Raw genomic sequence first — 20,577 nt, 5'->3', positions numbered from 1 at the left:
ACGTATGCTTGTAACTATTGATTACATAAAGATAAAAATATAAAGGAGAAAAATATGTGGGGAAAAAGAAGAAAATTATTGTAGTAAGTTTGACTATCATCTTAATCCTTATAGGCGCGCTAGGAATGAAAAAAATAATGGAACCGACGGAAAAAGAAAAACAAATCGCTTTTTTGAAAGAACATGAAAAAGAAATGACCATATATGTAAAGTCACAAAATGATAAAATCACAAGCGTTCAATATATCTGGGGAAGTGTAGAAGTTATTACGATTGGAAATGGACTTCCTTTTGGGGCAGGGGAAGCACTCACAATTGAAGGAAAATTCAACCATATTCCTGACTCCAGTTTTTATTTACAATTCAGTCTTGAAAAAACAAATAGAATGCCAGTGATAGAAAGCATGACTGCTTTTAATTCTTTTAGAATTGGGGGAATGCTTCTATGAGAAATGTAGAGAATATCAACAATATTTATACCAATTTAGCCGGAAGCAGCTATAATAGTTCGCCTAATTCAATTTAAAAATATTGAAATAGTATGAATTAAGTGGAATTTGATTATGCTATTAAAGAGATTGTTTAATATAGGAATGCAACTAATGAGGAAGCAAAGCTACCCAATAACGATAAGATGCTACCATAAAAACAGTCAAAGAGTTAGGGAAATACGTGGTCCAAAAGTAATCAGAGGAAATAAAGTACATACCAATAAATGTACACGAATAAACGATATTTCTAAAATCGACAAAGTTGTTTTGTTTTAAGGGCCTGTTTCGGTAAAGTTTCGAGAGTTTGTCAGAACATAGACATAAATTAGAAGAACAAGGAATGAGGGGATAATCAATTGGGAAAGAAGAAAAAGTGGTTGATTTCAGTAAGTATAGGTGTATTATTAGTGCTTTTGTTAACGATAGGAGTGAATAGAATGAGCCAACCAACAGAAAAAGAGAACCAAATTGCTTTTTTGAAAGAGCATGAAAGTAAAATGACAGAATATATTAACCAATCTGAAGGTAAAAAAGTAACAGCGATTGATTATGATTGGAACAATGTTAATCAAGTGGTTATCGGAAATGGTCTTCCTAGTGGTGCAGGTAAAAAAATTCAAATTTTTGGATTCGTAAATAATAAGCCAAATATGGATTTCAGGCTTGATATAAAATTAAATAGAAACAATATACCTGATATGTCAACTTTACATTATGGTCAAAAAATAAATTATGAGGGAGAACATCATGTCTGATTTAGAAAATACAAATAATATATATGCTAATTTTGCACAAAGATCTTATACAGGTCGTGAGATTAACTTTCCTTATGAAGAGCTTAGCTTTAGTAAAAAAAAGAAACTAGACAATAATAATTCTGTTAAATTCAACTTCCCAAATGCAAAAGATGCTCATGGAAATGATTTAAGCACTGTCTACCTCCAACCCGACACCACCGTAAAAACAGTCAAGGAGTTAGGAAACATCCGAGTCCCGAAAGTAAACGGAGGCTATGAAGTACAAAGTTATGTGAAAAACACATATAAGCAAGGACTCTTGACGGATGAAAAAGCTGGATTCAATGCTTATTATGTGACGGATACCCCTAAGCTGTCTATCGAGACTAAGCATACTTATTTTGTTACTAGAGGCAGTGATGGTATTTCTTCAAGCAATTTGAATCTTAATGACTGGTGGCATAATAACCAGGCATTTACAACAAAAAATGCCTATATTCCGCAAGCAAAATTAGCAAATCAAGCCATGCACCAGAAGATAACGGAAATGGCTACAGAAGCACCCAATGCTACAATGGCTGTCACAGGTCATTCTTTGGGAACGATGGTATCGATTCAAGCTGTAGCGAATCTCCCTGAAAAAGATATTGCCAAAATCGACAAGGTTGTTTTGTTTCAAGGACCTGATGCACGTGAAAGTATTAATAAAATGTCTGAACAGGCACAAAAAAATATCCAAATGTTGGAAGAGCAAGGAAAAATCGACTATTATGTCAACGCTTTTGATATTGTTTCGATGTTAAATAGAAATAAGCCTGGGGTAGATGAGATTGGTAATGTCCGCTATTTATTACCTAAATCGTTTAACACCACGTTTGATATGGAAGATAAAGACGGCTCGAGTCATGATTTTGGACAGTTTCAAATAAATCCTGATGGCACACTTCAGGAAGCTAATTTAAAGGAACATGGCTACATTTTTGCTGCGGGGGTAAAGGTTTCCCAATTGATAGATAAATATTTGAATCGTGTAGTAAAAGAAAAACCAGAAGGTGGGTTATCTTTTACCGAAGTCATAAAATTATTGCTATCTGGAGAATATAAAGATTTTGAAAAAGAATATGCCAAGATTATTGCAGAGGCAAAAGTTGCTAGTGAATGGAACGAGACGGTCAACGAATTACATAAAAGAATTTCTAATGCTTCAGGTTCTAAAAAAATCACTTTACAATCGGAGTTAGTTCAATCGATCATCCAAAAGGCGAAAAATATAGGCGAAGAGTACGAGATCATCTTTAAAAATGCCCAAAAAGAATTTGAAGATGAGATTACGGCAATATCGAAAGAAATATTGGCTGGTGCGGGAGCAATCAAAAACTATTTGACTTATTGGGAAGTACAAGAGATGGTTTCCCCGTATGGAATAAATAATTTATGGGACAGCGGACAAGCCTCATTAAATACGAATCAAGTGAAACAATATAAAGAGAAGCTGGAGGAATTTAGTAATAAACTGGCGGTAGTAGCAAATCATCTTACAGAGTATGACAGACAGGCAGGAAATATTTTGTTCAAAAACAAGTGAAAGGAGTTTATCCATGGAAGATAGAGAATTACAAGAATTTTTAGAAAGACTTGGACAAGAACAAAAGGAACGGGAACGAGTAGCCATACAAGCGCTGATTCTGGCAAAGGAAAGTCGCATCGCTCAGGCCAAGTTAACTTCGATCGAATCCCTAAAAGAGATCTCAGAAGGAATGTATCAACAAACGAATAGTGTCTTACCATCTACTTTGAAAGGCGCTTTAGAAGGGGAAAGTGCCGTTGGAGCAGAACAGTATGTCAAACAAATGAAACAACCAACGTTGGTCACACCTGTGAAAAGGGGGTAAAGAATGGGGACAGTAGAGAAACAACGGAAACTACAAGATTTAGAGGAGCAATTCTATCAAAACAAACGTCAGATACACCGTCAACAAGAAGAAATCGATCATCAGTTAGTAAACTTTAGGAAAGAAACAGGTCAATTGGTACAAAAAATCATGTATTTGACGAAGAATGATCATTGGGATAGCCGACAATTCTATCATCAAATGGAGGCAATAGATCGTAACCTGATCCATACGGCTCAAAACTATGCACGACAATTAGAAGAAAAAGAGCAAGAATTAACAAGATCCTATCGAAAAGAGATAGAGCGAATTCACGAAACCAATTACTAGAAAAAAAGTGTCACGATCTTTCACAAATCTCTCTTCCTTATAGAAAATAGACTCTCTGTTATAATACATGTAAGCAAATAAGATAATAGGGGGAGAAAGATGAGCGAAGATGATGTGAAACAGATAACCAATACAGGGTTGCCATACGATGATATGGACTCTAAAGTAGTACACGCACGAAATCATGCCTTGAGACAATGCAGGAGATACAATTTTCTCGTGAATTCAGAAAATCATTATAAATACCCCATTTTACGGGCGCTATTCGCTTCAATGGGTGAGAATGTCTATATCGAGTCGAATTTTCAATGTGAGTTTGGATTCAACATTTCTATAGGAAATAATGTTTATTTGAACCATGATATGATCATTCTTGATTGTCATGAGGTGACGATCGGAAATGACGTTTATGTAGGGCCGAGAGTTGGTTTGTATGCAGCCAATCATGCAGAAGATCCATTTGAACGTGCTGATCATGTCGTTTATGCGAAGCCGATCCATATTGGCGATAAAGTTTGGTTAGGAGCGGGAGTCCATGTTCTTCAAGGGGTGACGATTGGTGCAAATAGCATCATTGGGGCAGGAAGTGTCGTAACAAAAGATATACCAGAAAATGTGATTGCTGCGGGGAATCCATGTAAAGTGATCCGACCGATTACGTATAAAGATCGAGAAAAAAATATTAAAGTCCAAGATAGTGCCTTGTTGATGGAACGATAGCATACTGGATTCAGGAAAGTCTCTTTCAGTCAAACAAGAGACAAAAACTTTTGGATAACAAACAATACCCGAACGATGGATCATTCCTTCTCATAGAGATGAGAGAAATTGATTCGACGTTCGGGTTTTTGCATTTAGTGATTAGCTATAGTACAAATACGCATCAACGATTTCTTGTCTTTGCCACTACTTGGTTTGGTAATTTCAACACAACGAGTGAAACGACAAGGACCGATAGCAGCCGATCTAAATAATCTGTCGCTGCTTGAACGATCGTGACACTTACAGCTTGGTTTAGTCCTAATCCGTAAAGAAGTTGGACGATGGCACTTGAACCTGATGAGGTGATACCGCCAAATAATTGGATCGTGATGATCGAGGATAGTATGGTTCCAGGCGCTGAAAGGACAAATGTCCACGCCAATAATGAAAGTCTACTCTTCAAACCGTGTGCCTGTAATTTCTGTGGTAAAATCAACCCTGCTAATAGTCCAGTGACGATTTGTATGGGTGAATAATACAAAGAGAACATGTCCATTGTCACGCCACTAAGCAAACTACTACTCAATCCTGTCAAAACACCAGGAATTGGTCCGAGTAAGGCACCGGCAAAAATCGTGCCGATCGAATCAAGATAAATCGGTAAACGGAGCCATAAAGCAATCGTTCCACCGAGAAAGTTGATTCCGATACTTAGTGCCATGATTGTGATCATTCTTGTCGTGATTTTCTTTTGTGTCATCTTTTTTCATCCTATCTTTAATCTTTCCAGATCATTTTTTATCAATTCTTCTTGTGCATGTAAAAGAACGGCTAAAAACTTCCGGAAAAAAAGAGAGGTGTCGACATCTGTCATGATTAGACTGTTTGGTTTTTTCTGCCAAAAATCATAACGATCAACCAAGGTTTGTCCGCGGCTGATGCCTTGTGTTTCAACAGCAGTATAGCTAGTGAATCCTTGGCACAGTTGTTCATCGATGAAATAAGCAACTGCTAAAGGATCATTGATGACACAACCAAGGATGCGTTCTTGCTGCCAGTGAAAGTCAAAGTAAAAGCGTGTGATTGCTTTTAAATAGTTGCCTTCTTGAGGTGCAAGTTGGCAACAATATTCTAGGATCGTTGGTGTAAAGACGATTTCTCGTGTCACGTCTAAACCGACCATCTCGATCATTTGACCAAGATGTTCAAATACATAAGCTGCGGCATCAGGGTCACACCAGTAATTGTATTCTGCTACTGGTGAACAATTGCCGTGGCTTTTATACGTGCCGCCCATCGAAACAAATCGATCCATGTGCTTTCCTAGTTGTGGATTCTTTTGTAAAGCAGAAGCGACATTTGTTAGCGGCCCTAACGCAATCACTGAAGTATCTTTTTGTTCAGCAAAATAACTCGCTAAAAAATCAACAGCGTGGATCGTTTCGGCTTGCTTGTCTGTTACTAATGGGAAGTTCGTTTCCCCTAGACCGTCCATGCCGTGAGTATCTTGAGCGCTGATAAATGGCGTGTTGAGTGGTGTTGCAGAACCTTGATAGACAGGGATGTCTAAACGGTCACAACGTTCCAAACAACGGATCACATTTTCAGTTCCCAAATGTACGGGGACGTTCCCACAAACGGTGGTGATTGCGACAACTTCGATTTCTGGTGATTTTAATGCAAACAATAGCGCTAATGTATCATCGATACCGGGATCGCAATCAATAATAACTTTTCGCATTATTTCCAATCTCCTTTCTTTAGAGACACTTAGTTTTTTATCCTGGGAAGTTTCCGAACCAGTCCAAGGGGTCAACCCTTGATTCCAATGCACGGCATTAGTATACTTATTTTTATGAAGAATGTAAATGTTATGCAAACAATTCATTATCTCTTATGAGTGTTAGAAGTAGGAAGAGAAGATCGTTTGTAAGGAATAAGGTGTTTAAAATTACAGCTGGTCAATGGTTCACTGTCTGCCTCTTTGGTAGAACGTGGTACAATAGAAATGAACGTTGAAATACGTAGGAGAAAGCTAGAGCACCATTTAGCATACTTGAATTTTTGTTTCAATCACCAAGTAGAAAGTGTGGGATGCAAGTGATTGTTTTTTATAGTTTATTAATTATGTTATTAATGATCGGTAGTTATCATTTTATTGCTTATCTGTACGCAAAGAAGTTGATCAAAACTGGATTACAACGTGGTTATGCTTGGTATGAAGAGACAGGTCATCAACTCATGGACCCTGCCTCTTTGACGACAGTCGAAGAGCAACGCCAACGTTTAGAAGATCTAGCAGAAGATTTTTGGCAACAAGGAGAACCCATTATGACCAAAAGTCAAGAGGGGTTAAAATTGAAGGGGAGGATATTCTCTACTTATTCGAACAAAGGTAAATGGGTAGTCTGTGTCCATGACTATCGCAGCACAGGAAAAAAAGACATGTCTTATATCGGGAAAAAGTATGCAGAAAAAGGCTTCAATGTCTTGATCCCTGATTTGCGTGCCCATGGGGAAAGTGAAGGGGAGATCATTGGGATGGGGTGGTTGGATCGATTAGATCTGATACTCTGGATCAATGAGATCTTGCAACGAGAGCCAGAGGCTAAGATCATCTTACATGGAGGCTCAATGGGGGCTTCTACGATCATGATGGCTAGTGGCGAGAAGTTGCCGAGTGCTGTCAAAGGCTTGATCCTTGATAGTGGCTTTGTATCCGTTTATTCAGAATTTCGTTATATGTTAAGCAAATTGACAGTTTTTCCAAAAAAAATCATTATGCGACATGCGAATCGTTACGCACAAAAATATGCAGGCTATTCTTTGAAACAGGCATCAGCAACGAGACAGTTAGGGAGCAATCATTTACCCGTTCTGATCATCCATGGTGAACATGATCATTTTGTTCCGATGGAAGCAGCTTATACGATCCAAAATGCAACGGCAGGAGATAAAGCCTTACTGCTAGTGCCTGGAGCAGAACATTTAGAAGCAGTCAGTAAAGATCCAGAGACCTACTGGACAGTGATTTTTTCATTCATTGAGCAAAGAGTGGGTCTATAAGTACAAATGATTGTTTGAAAAAAATAGGACTGGTAAAATCAAATTGAATAAAGAAACTGTTCGTTATTTTAGGGTTGGGAGAGTGAAATGATGGAAATCAAAGAAGAAAAAAATCGCTTAGTGTTATTGGACGATGAACAAAATGAAATAGGAGAAATGACGTGGTCTGATGCTGGTCCTGATATTATGATCATTGATCATACATTTGTTGATCCTGCATTTCGTGGACAGAAATTAGCAGAAAAATTGGTTGCTACAGGAGTAGAAGTAGCCAGACGTACTGGCAGAAAAGTGATTCCGTTATGTCCCTACGCAAAAGCGGAGTTTGAGAGAAAAGCTGAATATCATGATGTTTGGCGAAAATAAGCGTTAATGGTTAGCAAAAAAGCATTGATTTTAGAGGAGGATACAGGTGGATCGTTTGTCACAGAACCTGCAAAAAAATCGATGTGAAAAAGCCTAGAAATGTTCTTTAAAACATCGCCCATCTTATGAAACACTGTTGTCACAAGACGTGTTATGTGATAAAGTTAGAAGGACGATATTTTGAGAAAGGAGGCTGTTTGATGTATAATATTATTTTAGGGATCGTCATTGTCATCTCGATTATGATGGTCATTGCAATCATGATGCAACCAAGCAAACAAAATAGTGCAGCAAGTGCATTTACAGGTGGCGCAGATCAATTATTCGGAAAGCAAAAAGCACGTGGATTTGAAGCAGTAATGCAACGCTCGACAGCTGTTATGGGCGCTGTATGGATGATTCTGTTGTTCGTACTTGCATTTTTATCTTCTAAATAAATCGTTCGAAACCAATGATCAGAAGTGATCATTTGCTTCATTCAGATTTTGAGGATATACGGATGGTTCATCGATTGTTCAAAAAAATAGAAGGTCTGGGAAACGAAATGCTCCCAGACCTTTTTTGTTGAATAGAAAAAGAACCGTTATATAAGAAGGTATTTGCTAACTATGGTAAAATAAGGCTAATGAGGTGAATAAAATGAAAAGTCTACCACAACCTATTTATGAAAAACATGGGAAGCGTGCAATCCTCTTATTGCATGCGTATTCAGGTAGTCCAAATGATGTACGGATGTTAGCCCGTTTTTTAGAGAAATCAAACTATTCGGTCTATGCCCCAATGTTTACAGGACATGGCACGCTTGCTCCAAATGAGATCTTAGAACAGGACGCTGAGACGTGGTGGCAAGACACGAAACAAGCGATCCAGTTTCTCAACGATGAAGGATTTTCTGACATCGCCGTATTAGGATTGTCGATGGGTGGCATTTTTGCCGTTCGAGCATTATCAGAATTTCCGATGATAGGAGGCGGATTTTTTTGTTCGCCAATTTCTCCAGTAGAAAATCATGTGCCGGAGAATTTTGAGAATTATGTACGCCAGGTCTTGAAAATTGCCGGTGAATCGGAGTCGATGATCGAACAACAAGTCGAAAGCTTTCGGCCACGAGTACAGCAACAATTAATAGATATTCAAGAGCAAGCAGCAATAACAGAAAGTAAGTTATCAGATATCCAAAAACCAGTATTCATGGCTCAAGCGGGTCAAGATGAAATGATTGATCCTTATGGTGTCTACGAGACAGCAAAAAAACTTACGCAAACTGACATTTCCTTACACTGGTATCCAGAAAGTAAGCATGTGATCACAGTAGGAATAGCAAGAAAAGCGTTTGAAAAGGATGTATTGGATTTTCTAGAGAACTTACCTTGGAATGAGGAATAATAATGACAAAAGAAACATTAAAAGAAAAAATCATTTTCTTTATTGAAAGCAGTCGTAAGAAAAGTTTTTCGATGGAAGAAATCGCTGAAGGTCTTGGCTTTCAAAAAAGCGAAGATTTTAAATTACTAGTGCAAACCATTGCACAGATGGAAAGAGAACAAAGTATTGTCTTTACCAAAAAAGGTAAAATCAAACTGCCACTCCAACCCATTTTGATCGAAGGAACGTTCCGCGCAAATGAGCGAGGATTTGGGTTTGTTACGATCGATCCCGAAGAAGATGATGTGTATATCCCGAAAGAAGCAACTGGTTATGCGATGGACGGGGATACTGTCGCAATCGATATCGTCAAAACGGCGGATGCCTTTACGGATCGTGGAGCCGAAGGAAAGGTCGTTGAGATTCGTCAACGCGCAACCACACAAATTGCCGGAGAGTTCATCGCCTATACAGAAGATGAAATGGCAGAAACGGATCTCTATGGAGTAGTGATTCCAAAAGATAAAAAAATGAATCAGTTCAAAGTGTATGCCGCAGCAGAAGGTGTCCGTCCAGTAGATGGCAGTATCGTCTTGATCGAATTGACCCATTATCCTGAAAAAAGCTATGCAACGAGTTTAGAAGGAATCATCAAACAAGTCATTGGACACAAAAATGATCCTGGCATGGATATTTTATCGATTGTCGTAGCCAATGGGATACCGACCCAGTTTCCGGATGATGTATTAAGCGAAGCAGATGCTGTACCAGATAGTATCAGTGACAAAGATTTGATTGGTCGCAGGGATTTACGTGACCAATTGATCGTGACGATCGATGGCGAAGATGCCAAAGATTTAGATGATGCAGTCACAGTTAGAAAATTAGATAATGGAAATTACTTTTTAGGCGTCCACATTGCCGATGTTTCATACTATGTGACAGAAGGCAGTCAATTAGATCGTGAAGCCTATGAACGTGGAACAAGTGTGTATTTGACTGATCGTGTGATTCCGATGATCCCGCAACGTTTATCAAATGGGATTTGTTCGTTGAATCCTAAGGTTCCTCGTTTAACGATGAGTTGTGAAATGGAGATCGACCCAACAGGGAAAGTCATTTCTCATGAGATTTTTCCAAGTGTGATCCAAACAACAGAGCGAATGACTTATACAGCAGTCAATCAGATCTTAGAAGAGCAAGACGAAGAAACTATGGCTCGCTATGAATCATTGGTTCCTATGTTTCAAGCGATGGGTGAGTTGCATGAGATCTTAGAGACGATGCGTATTCGTCGTGGTGCGATCTCTTTTGAAGATCGGGAAGCCAAAATCATGGTTGATCCAGACGGTCACCCTCAAGATATCCTCTTGCGGAGTCGTGGTGTAGGAGAACGTTTGATTGAATCCTTTATGTTAGCAGCCAATGAAACGGTGGCAGAACATTATTCACGTGCGAATTTCCCTTTTATTTATCGTATCCATGAGCAACCAAAAGAAGAGAAAATGCAACGATTCTTTGATTTTGCATCTGCTTTAGGGATTTTAGTCAAAGGAACGAAGGGCACGATCACACCTAAGGACTTACAAAAAGTGATCGAAGATGTGGAAGAAAAACCTGAGTCAGCAGTAATCAATACCATGTTGTTGAGAAGTATGCAGCAAGCACGCTATTCTGAGGATAATTTTGGTCATTACGGATTAGCAGCAGAGTACTATACACATTTCACGTCACCGATCCGTCGTTATCCAGACTTGATCGTGCATCGTTTGATTCGCTCATATGGTCAAGATCCAAGTGAAAGCAATCAAACACATTGGGAAAATGCACTGCCTGATATTGCCGATCATAGCTCGAAAATGGAGCGACGTGCAGTTGAAACAGAACGTGAAGTGGACTCAATGAAGAAAGCCGAGTTTATGATGGATAAAGTGGGAGAAGAATTTGATGGGATCATCAGCTCTGTGGTGAAATTCGGGTTATTCATCGAACTTCCAAATACAGTAGAAGGTTTGATCCATATCAATGAATTGAAACAAGATTACTTCCACTACATTGAAAACCATCTAGCGCTCGTTGGTGAGCGGACAGGATTAACTTTCAAGATCGGACAAAAAGTCCGAGTAAAAGTAGTCAAGGCTGATCCTACGGAGCGAGCGGTTGATTTCGAATTAGTCTCCGCAGAGGAATTGGCACCGTTGGAAGCGCCAAAAGGAAGAAGAAAAGAAGCAAATAGAGGTTCTTCAAAACATTCAAATGGACGGCAAACGGACAAGAATAAACGTCCGAAGAAAGCCGATAGTAAATATGGTCCAAAAAAAGAAAAAGGGAAAAAAGGGAAAAAACCTTTTTACAAAGGCGTCACCAAGAAGAAAAAGAAAAAATAAATAAAAAATGAAAATGAATTGGGGGAATGTCCAATGCCAAAAGGCGAGGGAAAACTGATTGCGCAAAATAAAAAAGCTCGCCATGATTATTCGATCATCGACACAATGGAAGCAGGAATGGTTTTACAAGGTACAGAGATCAAATCTATTCGCAATAGTCGTATCAACTTAAAAGATGGATTTGTTCGTGTGAGAAACGGCGAAGCTTTTTTGCATAATGTCCATGTCAGCCCTTATGAACAAGGGAATATCTTTAATCATGATCCACTAAGAACTAGAAAATTGTTATTGCATAAAAAGCAAATTGCGCGTTTATTGAATGAAACAAAAAATACCGGAATCACGATTGTTCCTTTGAAAGTCTATATCCGAGACGGCTATGCGAAAGTCTTGATCGGATTGGCCAAAGGGAAAAAATCGTATGATAAGCGAGAAGATCTGAAGCGAAAAGATGTGGATCGACAAATTGATCGTACATTAAAAAATTTCTCTAGATAATTTCATTATCCTTTTTCGCATATTCGGTGCTTTTAGATTTACTTAATGATAAAATTTGTTAGCATTTAATCTGATGAAACATGATTATCACAGGTTTTTTCTGAGTTTCCAGGCATCATATCATCCATGTTTTTGATGATTTTTAGACTGAAATAAAAAAGTGTCTAATTTTCATGAAAATACTTTGAAATTTCTATTTCATGGTGGTATGATACCGTTTGGTTAGAAACCGATAAAGAAAAACCAGATACACACATGAAATTGATTTTATGTGAAATTCGGGGAAAAGAGGTGAAATGGATTGGATGAACGCTCGCTAACGTTCCACATTGGACCGGTTTGGTTTGATGGGACTGTTTGTTTGATGGTGTTGTTAACTTGTTTGATCGTTTTCTTTTTAGTTTACTTCTTTACAAGAAATTTAAAGATGAAGCCAACTGGAAAGCAAAATGCACTTGAATGGGTCATTGATTTTACACGAGGGATCGTTACAGATAATGTGCCTAGAAAAGAATTGAATAATTTTCATTTATTGGCATTTACCTTGTTTCTCTTTGTTTTTGTTGCGAACAATATCGGTTTAGTAACAAAAATCGTCTTACCTAGCGAAACGACACTTTGGAAAAGTCCGACAGCAGACCCGTTTGTAACTTTAACATTGGCATTTATTATGATCACACTTACTCATCTATTCGGGGTGAAGAAGCTCGGTTTCAAAGGTTACTTTGTCAACTCGTTCCTAAAACCTTATAGTTTTATGTTTCCAATGAAGGTGATCGAAGAGTTCACAAACTTGTTAACACTTGCTTTACGTCTTTATGGGAATATTTATGCGGGAGAAGTATTGCTAACTTTGATCGCAAAAATGATGACAAGCTTAGGCTGGTTCTCATTGCCTTTAGCAATTCCGTTAGAGATGGTTTGGATCGCGTTCTCACTATTTATCGGAAGCATCCAAGCATTTGTCTTTGTCACTTTATCAATGGTATATATGAGTCACAAAATCGAAGTAGAAGAGTAAAACAACTAGATTTAATTACTATTTAAACTATTTTAGGAGGAAGTAAATTATGAATTATATCGCAGCAGCAATCGCAATCTTAGGGGCAGCTATCGGAGCTGGTTACGGTAATGGTCAAGTAATTTCTAAAACAATTGAATCAATGGCACGCCAACCTGAAATGTCAGGTCAATTACGTACAACGATGTTCATCGGGGTAGCCTTAGTCGAAGCCGTTCCTATTCTAGGTGTTGTTATCGCCTTGATCCTAGTTTTTGGTGTGTAATAAAAATGCTGAGGTTGCGCGATAGTCAAAAAAGCTATCTACTATTTTATTAAATACGCAATCTAAGAAAACTGGATTCTCAGAGAAAGGAAGGCTAACCTATGCTGAATCAATTGGCAATTGCAGAAGTTGGCAATCCGATGTTAGGTAATATCATCGTTGTCAGCGGCTCATTTTTGATATTAATGGTCCTATTAAAACACTTTGCGTGGGGACCAATCAGCGATATTTTGAAAAAACGTGAAGATAAGATCGCCAATGATTTAGATTCTGCAGAACAATCTCGCATCAAATCAGCAAAATTAGAACAAGAACGTGAGCAACAATTGTTGGCTTCTCGCTCTGATGCTGCGGATATCATCAAACATGCGAAAGAAAGTGGAGAATTAAGCCGCCAAAATATTTTGAAGGAGACGCAAGAAGAAGTTGCTCGTCTAAAAAATAAAGCGCAAGCGGATATCACGATGGAACGTGATACTGCATTGAACTCAGTCAAAGACGATGTAGCTGAACTTTCTCTTCAAATCGCGGAAAAAATCTTGAATAAAGAATTATCTCCAGAAATGCACGAATCTTTAATCAATCAATATATCGAAGGTCTAGGTTCGTCAAATGAAACTAGATAAATATACAGTAGGTAGACGTTACGGAAAAGCATTATTTGAACTGGCGATCGATTCAAATAATACAGAAGAAATTTACCAAGAACTTCTTAGTCTACGTAAAATCTATGCTGATGTTCCTGAATTAGGGAGTATCCTTAGTGATGTTCGGTTGGAACCGCATGAAAAGCGATTGATCATGGACAAATTAGTCAGTGGTTATCAAGGAATCGTAAAAAACTTTTTAGAAGTCGTGTTCATGTACAATCGGATGAACGATCTACCTTTGATGATCGACGAATATGAACATCGTTACAATGAAAATAATGGTTTGTTACTAGGAAGTGTGACTACAGCAGTCCCACTTTCGGCGGAACAATTGACTAGACTTGAAGAAAATGTCGCTAAAACAATGAACTACCAAACGGTCGAATTGAAACAACAAGTTGATTCTACGATCATTGGTGGAGCAATTGTAGAAGCAGATCATCAAGTGATCGACGGAAGCATTCGGACGCAGTTGGAAAAATTGCGTAATCAATTAAATAGATAGTACAAAGAGGTAGGTGAATCGAATGGCTATCAAAGCAGAAGAAATTAGTGCCTTGATTAAAGAACAAATTGAACATTATGAAAACGTGCTTTCAGTCGAAGAAATCGGTACAGTCACTTATGTTGGTGACGGAATCGCACGTGCGCATGGACTTGAAAATGCCATGAGTGGTGAACTACTTGAATTTTCGAACGGTTCATATGGTATGGCACAAAACTTGGAATCAAATGATGTCGGAATCATTATCTTAGGTGATTTTGAATCCATTCGTGAAGGGGATAAAGTAAAACGCACAGGAAAGATCATGGAAGTACCTGTAGGGGACGCAATGATCGGACGTGTCGTCAATCCTTTAGGACAACCCATTGATGGGCTAGGAGAAATCGTGACGGACAAAACACGTCCAGTTGAAGCGATGGCACCTGGTGTTATGCAACGTAAATCAGTCAACGAACCAATGCAAACAGGGTTGAAAGCGATCGATGCGTTAGTACCGATCGGACGTGGACAACGTGAATTAGTCATCGGTGACCGTAAAACAGGGAAAACATCGATTGCAATCGATACGATCATCAACCAAAAAGGTCAAGATATGATTTGTATCTATGTAGCCATTGGACAAAAAGATTCAACGGTACGTACACAAGTAGAAACATTGAAAAAATATGGCGCAATGGATTATACGATCGTAGTCAATGCGGGAGCTTCTCAACCTGCACCATTGCTATACATCGCACCTTATGCTGGAACAGCTATGGGTGAAGAATTCATGTATAACGGCAAACATGTATTGATCATTTTTGATGATCTATCTAAACAAGCTGTTGCCTATCGTGAGCTTTCTTTATTACTTCGTCGACCACCAGGCCGCGAAGCCTATCCAGGGGATGTTTTCTACTTGCACTCACGTTTGTTAGAACGTGCAGCAAAATTAAGTGATGATCTAGGTGGAGGGTCAATGACTGCTTTACCATTTGTTGAAACACAAGCTGGAGATATCTCTGCTTATATTCCAACAAACGTCATTTCGATCACTGATGGACAAATCTTCTTAGAAAGTGATTTGTTCTATGCAGGAACTCGTCCAGCCGTAGATGCAGGGTTATCAGTTTCTCGTGTTGGTGGTTCAGCACAGATCAAAGCAATGAAAAAAGTTGCCGGAACATTGCGTCTAGACTTAGCAAGTTATCGTGAATTAGAAGCATTTACGCAATTTGGTTCTGATTTAGATGCGGCGACACAAGCGAAATTGAATCGTGGTCGTCGTACAGTAGAAATCTTGAAGCAAAAATTACATGCACCTCTTGCAGTGGAAAAACAAGTAGTCATCTTATATGCATTGACACACGGTTACTTAGACAGTATCCCTGTAGATAGCATTTTAGATTTTGAACATGAGTTATTTGAATATCTTGAGACAAATCATGCAGATCTCTTTGAAACGATCCGTACAACGAAAGATCTTCCTGAAGAAGAAGCGTTGAACCAAGCAATTCAAGAGTACAAAGATATCTTTATGGCAACAAAAGGAAATAATTCTTCAACAGAAGACAAATTGAAATCCATTCAAAATGCATAGTGAGGTGAGATGAATGGGCGCTTCATTAAATGAAATCAAGACACGAATCGCGTCAACGAAAAAGACGAGCCAAATCACTCGTGCCATGCAAATGGTCTCAGCCTCTAAATTGACAAAATCTGAAGCTTCTTCACAGAAGTTCCAGATTTATGCCAATAAGGTGAGAGAAATCGTTACGCATTTAACAGCAACACAATTAACTGACATTGCTTCGGCTAATCCAAGAGGAGATGTCAATTATAATAGTATGCTGATCAGTCGACCAGTTAAAAAAACCGGTTATATCGTGATCACAGCTGATGGTGGGTTAGTCGGTGGCTACAATAGTTCCATATTGAAACAAACCATGTCCATCTTGGAAGAAGACCATCAATCACCAGATGAATATGTCATGATCGCCATTGGTGGTACCGGAGCGGATTTCTTTAAAGCTCGTGACATCAACTTAGCGTATGAACTGCGCAATTTGTCTGATCAACCTAGCTTTGATGAGGTTCGTAAAATCGTGAACATGGCAACGACCATGTATCAAAATGAAGTATTTGACGAATTGTATGTATGTTATAACCATCATATCAATTCATTGACTAGTCAATTTCGTGTAGAAAAAATGTTACCTATTTCAGATTTAGATCCGGGAGAAGCGAAAAGCTTTGAGCAAGAATATATTTTTGAACCTTCAAAAGAAGAAATCTTGACTCAACTGTTGCCGCAATATGCCGAAAGTTTGATTTATGGTGCGATCGTTGATGCGAAAACGGCAGAACATGCCGCGGGAATGACTGCAATGAAAACCGCAACAGATAATGCTGCGAACATCATCGATGATCTGACGGTTTCTTATAACCGTGCAAGACAAGGGGCGATCACCCAAGAAATTACCGAAATTGTTGCCGGAGCATCGGCACTAGAATAGCAAGGAGATTGGAGGAAAAAAGATGAGTTCAGGCAAGATTGTTCAAGTAATCGGTCCCGTTGTCGACGTGGAATTTTCTTTAGACCAATCCTTACCAGATATCAACAACGCATTAGTTGTTTATAAAAATGATGAGCAAAAATCAAAAGTTGTTCTTGAAGCAGCATTAGAATTAGGTGACGGTGTGATCCGTACGATCGCAATGGAATCGACGGATGGACTACAACGTGGAATGGAAGTCATCGACACAAGTAAAGCGATCTCTGTACCAGTTGGAACAGAAACATTAGGTCGTGTGTTCAACGTGTTAGGTGAAACAATCGATTTGGAAGCACCATTTCCAGAGGATGCCCAAAGAAGCGAGATCCACAAGAAAGCACCAAATTTTGATGAATTAAGCACAAGTACAGAGATTCTTGAAACTGGGATCAAAGTCATTGACTTATTAGCACCTTATTTAAAAGGTGGGAAAGTTGGATTGTTTGGGGGTGCCGGTGTTGGTAAAACCGTACTGATCCAAGAATTGATCCATAATATCGCCCAAGAACATGGGGGAATCTCAGTGTTTACCGGTGTTGGTGAACGTACCCGTGAAGGAAACGATCTGTATTACGAAATGAAAGATTCAGGCGTAATCGAAAAAACAGCGATGGTGTTTGGACAAATGAATGAGCCACCAGGTGCTCGTATGCGTGTCGCACTAACTGGATTGACGATTGCGGAATATTTCCGTGATGTCGAAGGACAAGACGTGCTCTTATTTATTGATAATATTTTCCGTTTTACCCAAGCAGGTTCGGAAGTATCTGCCTTACTAGGACGTATGCCATCAGCGGTTGGTTATCAACCAACCTTAGCGACTGAAATGGGACAACTCCAAGAACGGATCACTTCAACGAAAAAAGGTTCGATCACTTCGATCCAAGCAATCTACGTGCCAGCGGATGACTATACTGACCCAGCGCCAGCAACGACATTTGCCCATTTAGATGCAACGACAAACTTGGAACGTAAATTGACCGAACAAGGGATCTATCCAGCCGTTGACCCACTTGCTTCTTCATCAAGTGCGTTATCTCCTGAAATCGTAGGAGAAGAACACTACAAAGTAGCGACTGAAGTACAACATGTATTACAACGTTACCGTGAATTGCAAGACATCATCGCTATTTTAGGGATGGATGAATTATCAGATCAAGAAAAAATATTGGTTTCACGCGCTCGTCGAATCCAATTCTTCTTATCACAAAACTTCAATGTAGCTGAACAATTCACAGGTCTTCCAGGTTCTTATGTACCAGTTGAAGAAACTGTCAAAGGCTTCCGTGAGATTCTTGAAGGTAAATACGATGACCTTCCTGAAGAAGCATTCCGCAGTGTCGGCCGAATCGAAGACGTTGTCGAAAAAGCGAAAAAACTAGGCTACTAGAAAGGGGTGCCCCATGGATCAATATTTAACTGTTAATGTGGTTACTCCCGATGGTTTAGTTTATGATCACCATGCGGCAATCGTTGTTGCACGCACTACTGCTGGCGAACTTGGTATTTTACCACAGCATGCGCCCATCATCGTGCCTTTAACGATCGATGAAGTTCGTGTGAAGCGGACAGATTCAGATACACACGTTGACTGGATTGCTGTGAACGGCGGCATCATGGAAGTTCGCGATAACTTAGTTTCAATCGTCGCAGATAGTGCGGAACGTGAACGAGATATCGACGTCACTCGAGCAGAACGCGCAAAACAACGTGCTGAACGCCAAATCGAAGAAGCCAAACAAAAAGAAGATAAGAATGAACTGAAACGGGCAACTGTTGCGTTACACCGCGCAGTGAACCGTATCAATGTATCAAAACATAAGTGATTACTATAATTGACAAGTAATTGAATTATGGAGGGAGAACAACTCCCAAAAGAAGAGATCGGGACAAACACTTATGGGTGCTAATGCAGCCACGTGTGTTTCCCGATCTCTTCTTTTCTTTAACATTCATTGTTAGGATAAAATTTATTTTTTTAGTGTAAAGAAATGATATTTTTCATCCATTTTTCAGAGTTTGTCAAGAAAATTACAGAGATTTATCATTTTTACAACCAATAATTTCTACTTTTATAAAATTTATGGTATCATCAGTGTGTTAGTTATCAAAAACATTTGTTAGAAAGGGCGTAATGATGCAAGTATATGGTATTGATGCAATCATTCGGATCGTTAGTCATTTGGCATTTATTTACTTAGCCTTTTGGTCTTTGCGTTCTTTACGCGTTGACGCTTTTTTTCGTTCAATGCATACGACACAAATTAGAATGGCAATTGTCCTTTTTTCAATTTTTTTAGGGTATACAGCGAGCAGTTTTTTCTTAGAGATCATTGCGCTATGTCGAAATCTTTTCGTCAGCCTATAATTTTAAAAAAAGGTACTATTTTAAAACAAGAAGTGATATAATAAAAAAGATTTTGAGCGAATGTATACTCAACGGATTTTTTTGGGGGGAACAACATGGAAGAGATCATCGTAAAAGGTGGCAATCAATTAAAAGGAACAGTAAAGATCGAAGGAGCAAAGAATGCGGTATTGCCGATTTTAGCCGCAAGTTTATTGGCTGAAGAAGGAACGACCGTTTTAGATAATGTGCCAATTCTTTCTGACGTGTTCACTATGAATCAAGTGATCCGTCATTTGAACGTAGATGTAGCGTTTGATGAAGAGAATAATCGTGTGACACTTGATGCATCGAGAGAATTAGAAATTGAAGCACCTTATGAATACGTAAGCCAAATGCGTGCGTCAATCGTTGTGATGGGACCATTATTGGCTAGAAATGGTCATGCAAAAGTTGCAATGCCTGGTGGATGTGCGATTGGAAAACGTCCGATCGATTTACACCTAAAAGGTTTTCAAGCCTTGGGAGCAAAAATCATTCAAAAGAATGGTTATATCGAAGCAATCGCCGATCAACTGATCGGAAATACGATCTATTTAGATTTTCCAAGTGTTGGTGCGACACAAAACATCATGATGGCTGCTGTCAAAGCAAAAGGCACGACGATCATTGAAAACGTCGCACGTGAACCTGAAATCGTTGATTTAGCGAATATCTTAAATAAAATGGGTGCGAATGTTTATGGCGCTGGTACAGAAACGATGCGTATCGAAGGCGTTGATCATTTGCATGCAGTCAACCATTCAATCGTCCAAGACCGTATCGAAGCCGGTACTTTCATGGTAGCAGCAGCAATGACTGAAGGCAATCTATTGATCGCTGATGCGATTTCTGAGCATAATCGTCCATTGATCTCTAAATTGATCGAAATGGGTGCAACGATCACTGAAGAAGATGGTGGCGTTCGTGTCATCGGACCAAAACATATTTTACCAACAGATGTAAAAACAATGCCACATCCTGGTTTCCCAACGGATATGCAAGCACAAATGACTGCTATCCAGTTGGTTGCAGAAGGTACAAGTGTTGTGACTGAAACAGTCTTTGAGAACCGTTTCCAACATCTTGAAGAAATGCGCAGAATGAATGCACATGTAAAAATTGATGGCAACATTGCAATCATGGATGGTAATCACGAATTACAAGGTGCTGAAGTCTATGCAACAGATCTAAGAGCAGCAGCAGCGCTCGTATTAGCTGGTTTGAAAGCAAATGGAATCACACGCGTTCGTAACCTAAAATATTTAGATCGTGGCTATTATAATTTCCATATTAAATTGCAACAATTAGGTGCAGATGTGGAACGTGTAAATGTAGAAGAAACACCAGTCGAAAAAACACCACAAACAATCGCTTAAGGA

General features: G+C 39.0%; 24 protein-coding genes and 1 riboswitch. Of the genes, 22 read left to right on the top strand and 2 right to left on the bottom strand.

What is annotated here, in order from left to right:
• The first annotated feature begins 56 nt into the window (after positions 1–56).
• The 6 genes from IGI79_RS09930 to IGI79_RS09905 all read left to right on the top strand — a co-directional run bounded on the left by IGI79_RS09930 (position 57) and on the right by IGI79_RS09905 (position 4,170).
• Complete coding sequence (locus tag IGI79_RS09930) at positions 57–449, top strand: hypothetical protein (RefSeq protein WP_195274221.1); 393 nt, start codon at positions 57–59, stop codon at positions 447–449.
• Between the two features lie 398 nt (positions 450–847).
• Entirely contained in the window at positions 848–1,246 is a 399-nt protein-coding gene (locus IGI79_RS09925; protein WP_195274223.1) for a hypothetical protein, read from the top strand.
• A complete protein-coding gene (locus IGI79_RS09920) occupies positions 1,239–2,813 on the top strand; it encodes a cutinase family protein (RefSeq protein WP_195274225.1) in 1,575 nt (524 codons plus the stop codon). Before IGI79_RS09925 ends, IGI79_RS09920 begins: the two co-directional genes overlap by 8 nt.
• A 13-nt stretch (positions 2,814–2,826) precedes the next feature.
• Positions 2,827–3,120, top strand: a complete 294-nt coding sequence (locus tag IGI79_RS09915) for a hypothetical protein (protein ID WP_065095657.1) — start codon at positions 2,827–2,829, stop codon at positions 3,118–3,120.
• 3 nt (positions 3,121–3,123) lie between these two features.
• On the top strand, positions 3,124–3,450 hold the full coding sequence (locus IGI79_RS09910) for a hypothetical protein (protein ID WP_019723969.1): 327 nt from the start codon (positions 3,124–3,126) through the stop codon (positions 3,448–3,450).
• A 99-nt stretch (positions 3,451–3,549) separates the two neighbouring features.
• Positions 3,550–4,170 carry a sugar O-acetyltransferase gene (locus tag IGI79_RS09905; protein ID WP_010734876.1) on the top strand — a complete coding sequence of 207 codons (621 nt, stop codon included), beginning with the start codon at positions 3,550–3,552 and terminating at the stop codon, positions 4,168–4,170.
• A 163-nt stretch (positions 4,171–4,333) separates the two neighbouring features.
• On the opposite strand, the gene IGI79_RS09900 is transcribed toward IGI79_RS09905, so the two are convergent.
• Positions 4,334–4,912: an ECF transporter S component gene (locus tag IGI79_RS09900; protein WP_065095658.1), complete on the bottom strand. Its 579-nt coding sequence runs from the start codon at positions 4,910–4,912 to the stop codon at positions 4,334–4,336.
• A gap of 6 nt (positions 4,913–4,918) precedes the next feature.
• Positions 4,919–5,893 (bottom strand): nucleoside hydrolase, encoded by a 975-nt coding sequence (locus IGI79_RS09895; RefSeq protein WP_065095659.1) that lies wholly within the window; start codon positions 5,891–5,893, stop codon positions 4,919–4,921.
• 23 nt (positions 5,894–5,916) lie between these two features.
• Positions 5,917–5,961, bottom strand: a riboswitch (PreQ1 riboswitch).
• Between the two features lie 291 nt (positions 5,962–6,252).
• Between IGI79_RS09895 and IGI79_RS09890 the strand changes: the two genes are divergently transcribed.
• From IGI79_RS09890 to murA, 16 genes are all read left to right on the top strand, one after another.
• The gene (locus tag IGI79_RS09890) at positions 6,253–7,218 is read left to right on the top strand and encodes an alpha/beta hydrolase (RefSeq protein WP_171844985.1); all 966 of its coding nucleotides are present in this window, start codon (positions 6,253–6,255) and stop codon (positions 7,216–7,218) included.
• A gap of 90 nt (positions 7,219–7,308) precedes the next feature.
• A complete protein-coding gene (locus IGI79_RS09885) occupies positions 7,309–7,584 on the top strand; it encodes a GNAT family N-acetyltransferase (protein WP_019724263.1) in 276 nt (91 codons plus the stop codon).
• Positions 7,585–7,784: 200 nt separating this feature from the next.
• Complete coding sequence (secG, locus tag IGI79_RS09880) at positions 7,785–8,021, top strand: preprotein translocase subunit SecG (protein WP_010734881.1); 237 nt, start codon at positions 7,785–7,787, stop codon at positions 8,019–8,021.
• Positions 8,022–8,223: 202 nt separating this feature from the next.
• Positions 8,224–8,970: an alpha/beta hydrolase gene (locus IGI79_RS09875; RefSeq protein ID WP_065095661.1), complete on the top strand. Its 747-nt coding sequence runs from the start codon at positions 8,224–8,226 to the stop codon at positions 8,968–8,970.
• 2 nt (positions 8,971–8,972) lie between these two features.
• A complete protein-coding gene (gene rnr / locus IGI79_RS09870) occupies positions 8,973–11,336 on the top strand; it encodes a ribonuclease R (RefSeq protein WP_438845909.1) in 2,364 nt (787 codons plus the stop codon).
• Positions 11,337–11,369: 33 nt separating this feature from the next.
• Positions 11,370–11,834, top strand: a complete 465-nt coding sequence (smpB, locus tag IGI79_RS09865) for an SsrA-binding protein SmpB (RefSeq protein WP_010734884.1) — start codon at positions 11,370–11,372, stop codon at positions 11,832–11,834.
• Positions 11,835–12,135: 301 nt separating this feature from the next.
• On the top strand, positions 12,136–12,855 hold the full coding sequence (atpB, locus tag IGI79_RS09860; RefSeq protein ID WP_010734885.1) for a F0F1 ATP synthase subunit A: 720 nt from the start codon (positions 12,136–12,138) through the stop codon (positions 12,853–12,855).
• A gap of 49 nt (positions 12,856–12,904) precedes the next feature.
• The gene (gene atpE, locus IGI79_RS09855) at positions 12,905–13,120 is read left to right on the top strand and encodes an ATP synthase F0 subunit C (RefSeq protein WP_010734886.1); all 216 of its coding nucleotides are present in this window, start codon (positions 12,905–12,907) and stop codon (positions 13,118–13,120) included.
• 101 nt (positions 13,121–13,221) lie between these two features.
• Positions 13,222–13,746 (top strand): F0F1 ATP synthase subunit B, encoded by a 525-nt coding sequence (atpF, locus tag IGI79_RS09850; RefSeq protein ID WP_104871740.1) that lies wholly within the window; start codon positions 13,222–13,224, stop codon positions 13,744–13,746.
• Positions 13,733–14,275, top strand: coding sequence for an ATP synthase F1 subunit delta (gene atpH, locus IGI79_RS09845; RefSeq protein ID WP_010734888.1), 543 nt, complete (start codon positions 13,733–13,735; stop codon positions 14,273–14,275). The genes atpF and atpH overlap by 14 nt, the downstream gene beginning before the upstream one ends.
• A gap of 22 nt (positions 14,276–14,297) precedes the next feature.
• A complete protein-coding gene (gene atpA, locus IGI79_RS09840) occupies positions 14,298–15,854 on the top strand; it encodes a F0F1 ATP synthase subunit alpha (protein WP_010734889.1) in 1,557 nt (518 codons plus the stop codon).
• Between the two features lie 13 nt (positions 15,855–15,867).
• Complete coding sequence (locus tag IGI79_RS09835; protein ID WP_010734890.1) at positions 15,868–16,770, top strand: F0F1 ATP synthase subunit gamma; 903 nt, start codon at positions 15,868–15,870, stop codon at positions 16,768–16,770.
• 22 nt (positions 16,771–16,792) lie between these two features.
• The gene (gene atpD / locus IGI79_RS09830) at positions 16,793–18,199 is read left to right on the top strand and encodes a F0F1 ATP synthase subunit beta (protein ID WP_010734891.1); all 1,407 of its coding nucleotides are present in this window, start codon (positions 16,793–16,795) and stop codon (positions 18,197–18,199) included.
• 13 nt (positions 18,200–18,212) lie between these two features.
• Positions 18,213–18,635, top strand: a complete 423-nt coding sequence (locus IGI79_RS09825; RefSeq protein ID WP_010734892.1) for a F0F1 ATP synthase subunit epsilon — start codon at positions 18,213–18,215, stop codon at positions 18,633–18,635.
• Positions 18,636–18,946: 311 nt separating this feature from the next.
• On the top strand, positions 18,947–19,177 hold the full coding sequence (locus IGI79_RS09820; protein ID WP_029594144.1) for a DUF1146 family protein: 231 nt from the start codon (positions 18,947–18,949) through the stop codon (positions 19,175–19,177).
• 95 nt (positions 19,178–19,272) lie between these two features.
• Positions 19,273–20,574 carry a UDP-N-acetylglucosamine 1-carboxyvinyltransferase gene (gene murA / locus IGI79_RS09815; RefSeq protein WP_010734894.1) on the top strand — a complete coding sequence of 434 codons (1,302 nt, stop codon included), beginning with the start codon at positions 19,273–19,275 and terminating at the stop codon, positions 20,572–20,574.
• The last annotated feature ends 3 nt before the right edge of the window (positions 20,575–20,577 follow it).

Origin of the sequence: Enterococcus sp. AZ084, assembly GCF_051714905.1 — a bacterium.
In the GTDB taxonomy this organism is placed as follows: Bacteria; Bacillota; Bacilli; order Lactobacillales; family Enterococcaceae; genus Enterococcus_B; species Enterococcus_B pernyi.
This window is presented reverse-complemented; position numbering and strand designations above follow the sequence as displayed.

Excerpts from the sequence above, each read along its gene's own strand:
- IGI79_RS09920 (WP_195274225.1), top strand. The coding sequence starts at position 1,239 with ATGTCTGATTTAGAAAATACAAATAATATATATGCTAATTTTGCACAA.
- IGI79_RS09915 (WP_065095657.1), top strand. The coding sequence starts at position 2,827 with ATGGAAGATAGAGAATTACAAGAATTTTTAGAAAGACTTGGACAAGAA.
- IGI79_RS09910 (WP_019723969.1), top strand. The coding sequence starts at position 3,124 with ATGGGGACAGTAGAGAAACAACGGAAACTACAAGATTTAGAGGAGCAA.
- IGI79_RS09905 (WP_010734876.1), top strand. The coding sequence starts at position 3,550 with ATGAGCGAAGATGATGTGAAACAGATAACCAATACAGGGTTGCCATAC.
- IGI79_RS09900 (WP_065095658.1), bottom strand. The coding sequence starts at position 4,912 with ATGACACAAAAGAAAATCACGACAAGAATGATCACAATCATGGCACTA.
- IGI79_RS09895 (WP_065095659.1), bottom strand. The coding sequence starts at position 5,893 with ATGCGAAAAGTTATTATTGATTGCGATCCCGGTATCGATGATACATTA.
- IGI79_RS09885 (WP_019724263.1), top strand. The coding sequence starts at position 7,309 with ATGGAAATCAAAGAAGAAAAAAATCGCTTAGTGTTATTGGACGATGAA.
- secG (WP_010734881.1), top strand. The coding sequence starts at position 7,785 with ATGTATAATATTATTTTAGGGATCGTCATTGTCATCTCGATTATGATG.
- IGI79_RS09875 (WP_065095661.1), top strand. The coding sequence starts at position 8,224 with ATGAAAAGTCTACCACAACCTATTTATGAAAAACATGGGAAGCGTGCA.
- rnr (WP_438845909.1), top strand. The coding sequence starts at position 8,973 with ATGACAAAAGAAACATTAAAAGAAAAAATCATTTTCTTTATTGAAAGC.
- smpB (WP_010734884.1), top strand. The coding sequence starts at position 11,370 with ATGCCAAAAGGCGAGGGAAAACTGATTGCGCAAAATAAAAAAGCTCGC.
- atpE (WP_010734886.1), top strand. The coding sequence starts at position 12,905 with ATGAATTATATCGCAGCAGCAATCGCAATCTTAGGGGCAGCTATCGGA.
- atpF (WP_104871740.1), top strand. The coding sequence starts at position 13,222 with ATGCTGAATCAATTGGCAATTGCAGAAGTTGGCAATCCGATGTTAGGT.
- atpH (WP_010734888.1), top strand. The coding sequence starts at position 13,733 with ATGAAACTAGATAAATATACAGTAGGTAGACGTTACGGAAAAGCATTA.
- atpA (WP_010734889.1), top strand. The coding sequence starts at position 14,298 with ATGGCTATCAAAGCAGAAGAAATTAGTGCCTTGATTAAAGAACAAATT.
- IGI79_RS09835 (WP_010734890.1), top strand. The coding sequence starts at position 15,868 with ATGGGCGCTTCATTAAATGAAATCAAGACACGAATCGCGTCAACGAAA.
- atpD (WP_010734891.1), top strand. The coding sequence starts at position 16,793 with ATGAGTTCAGGCAAGATTGTTCAAGTAATCGGTCCCGTTGTCGACGTG.
- IGI79_RS09825 (WP_010734892.1), top strand. The coding sequence starts at position 18,213 with ATGGATCAATATTTAACTGTTAATGTGGTTACTCCCGATGGTTTAGTT.
- IGI79_RS09820 (WP_029594144.1), top strand. The coding sequence starts at position 18,947 with ATGCAAGTATATGGTATTGATGCAATCATTCGGATCGTTAGTCATTTG.
- murA (WP_010734894.1), top strand. The coding sequence starts at position 19,273 with ATGGAAGAGATCATCGTAAAAGGTGGCAATCAATTAAAAGGAACAGTA.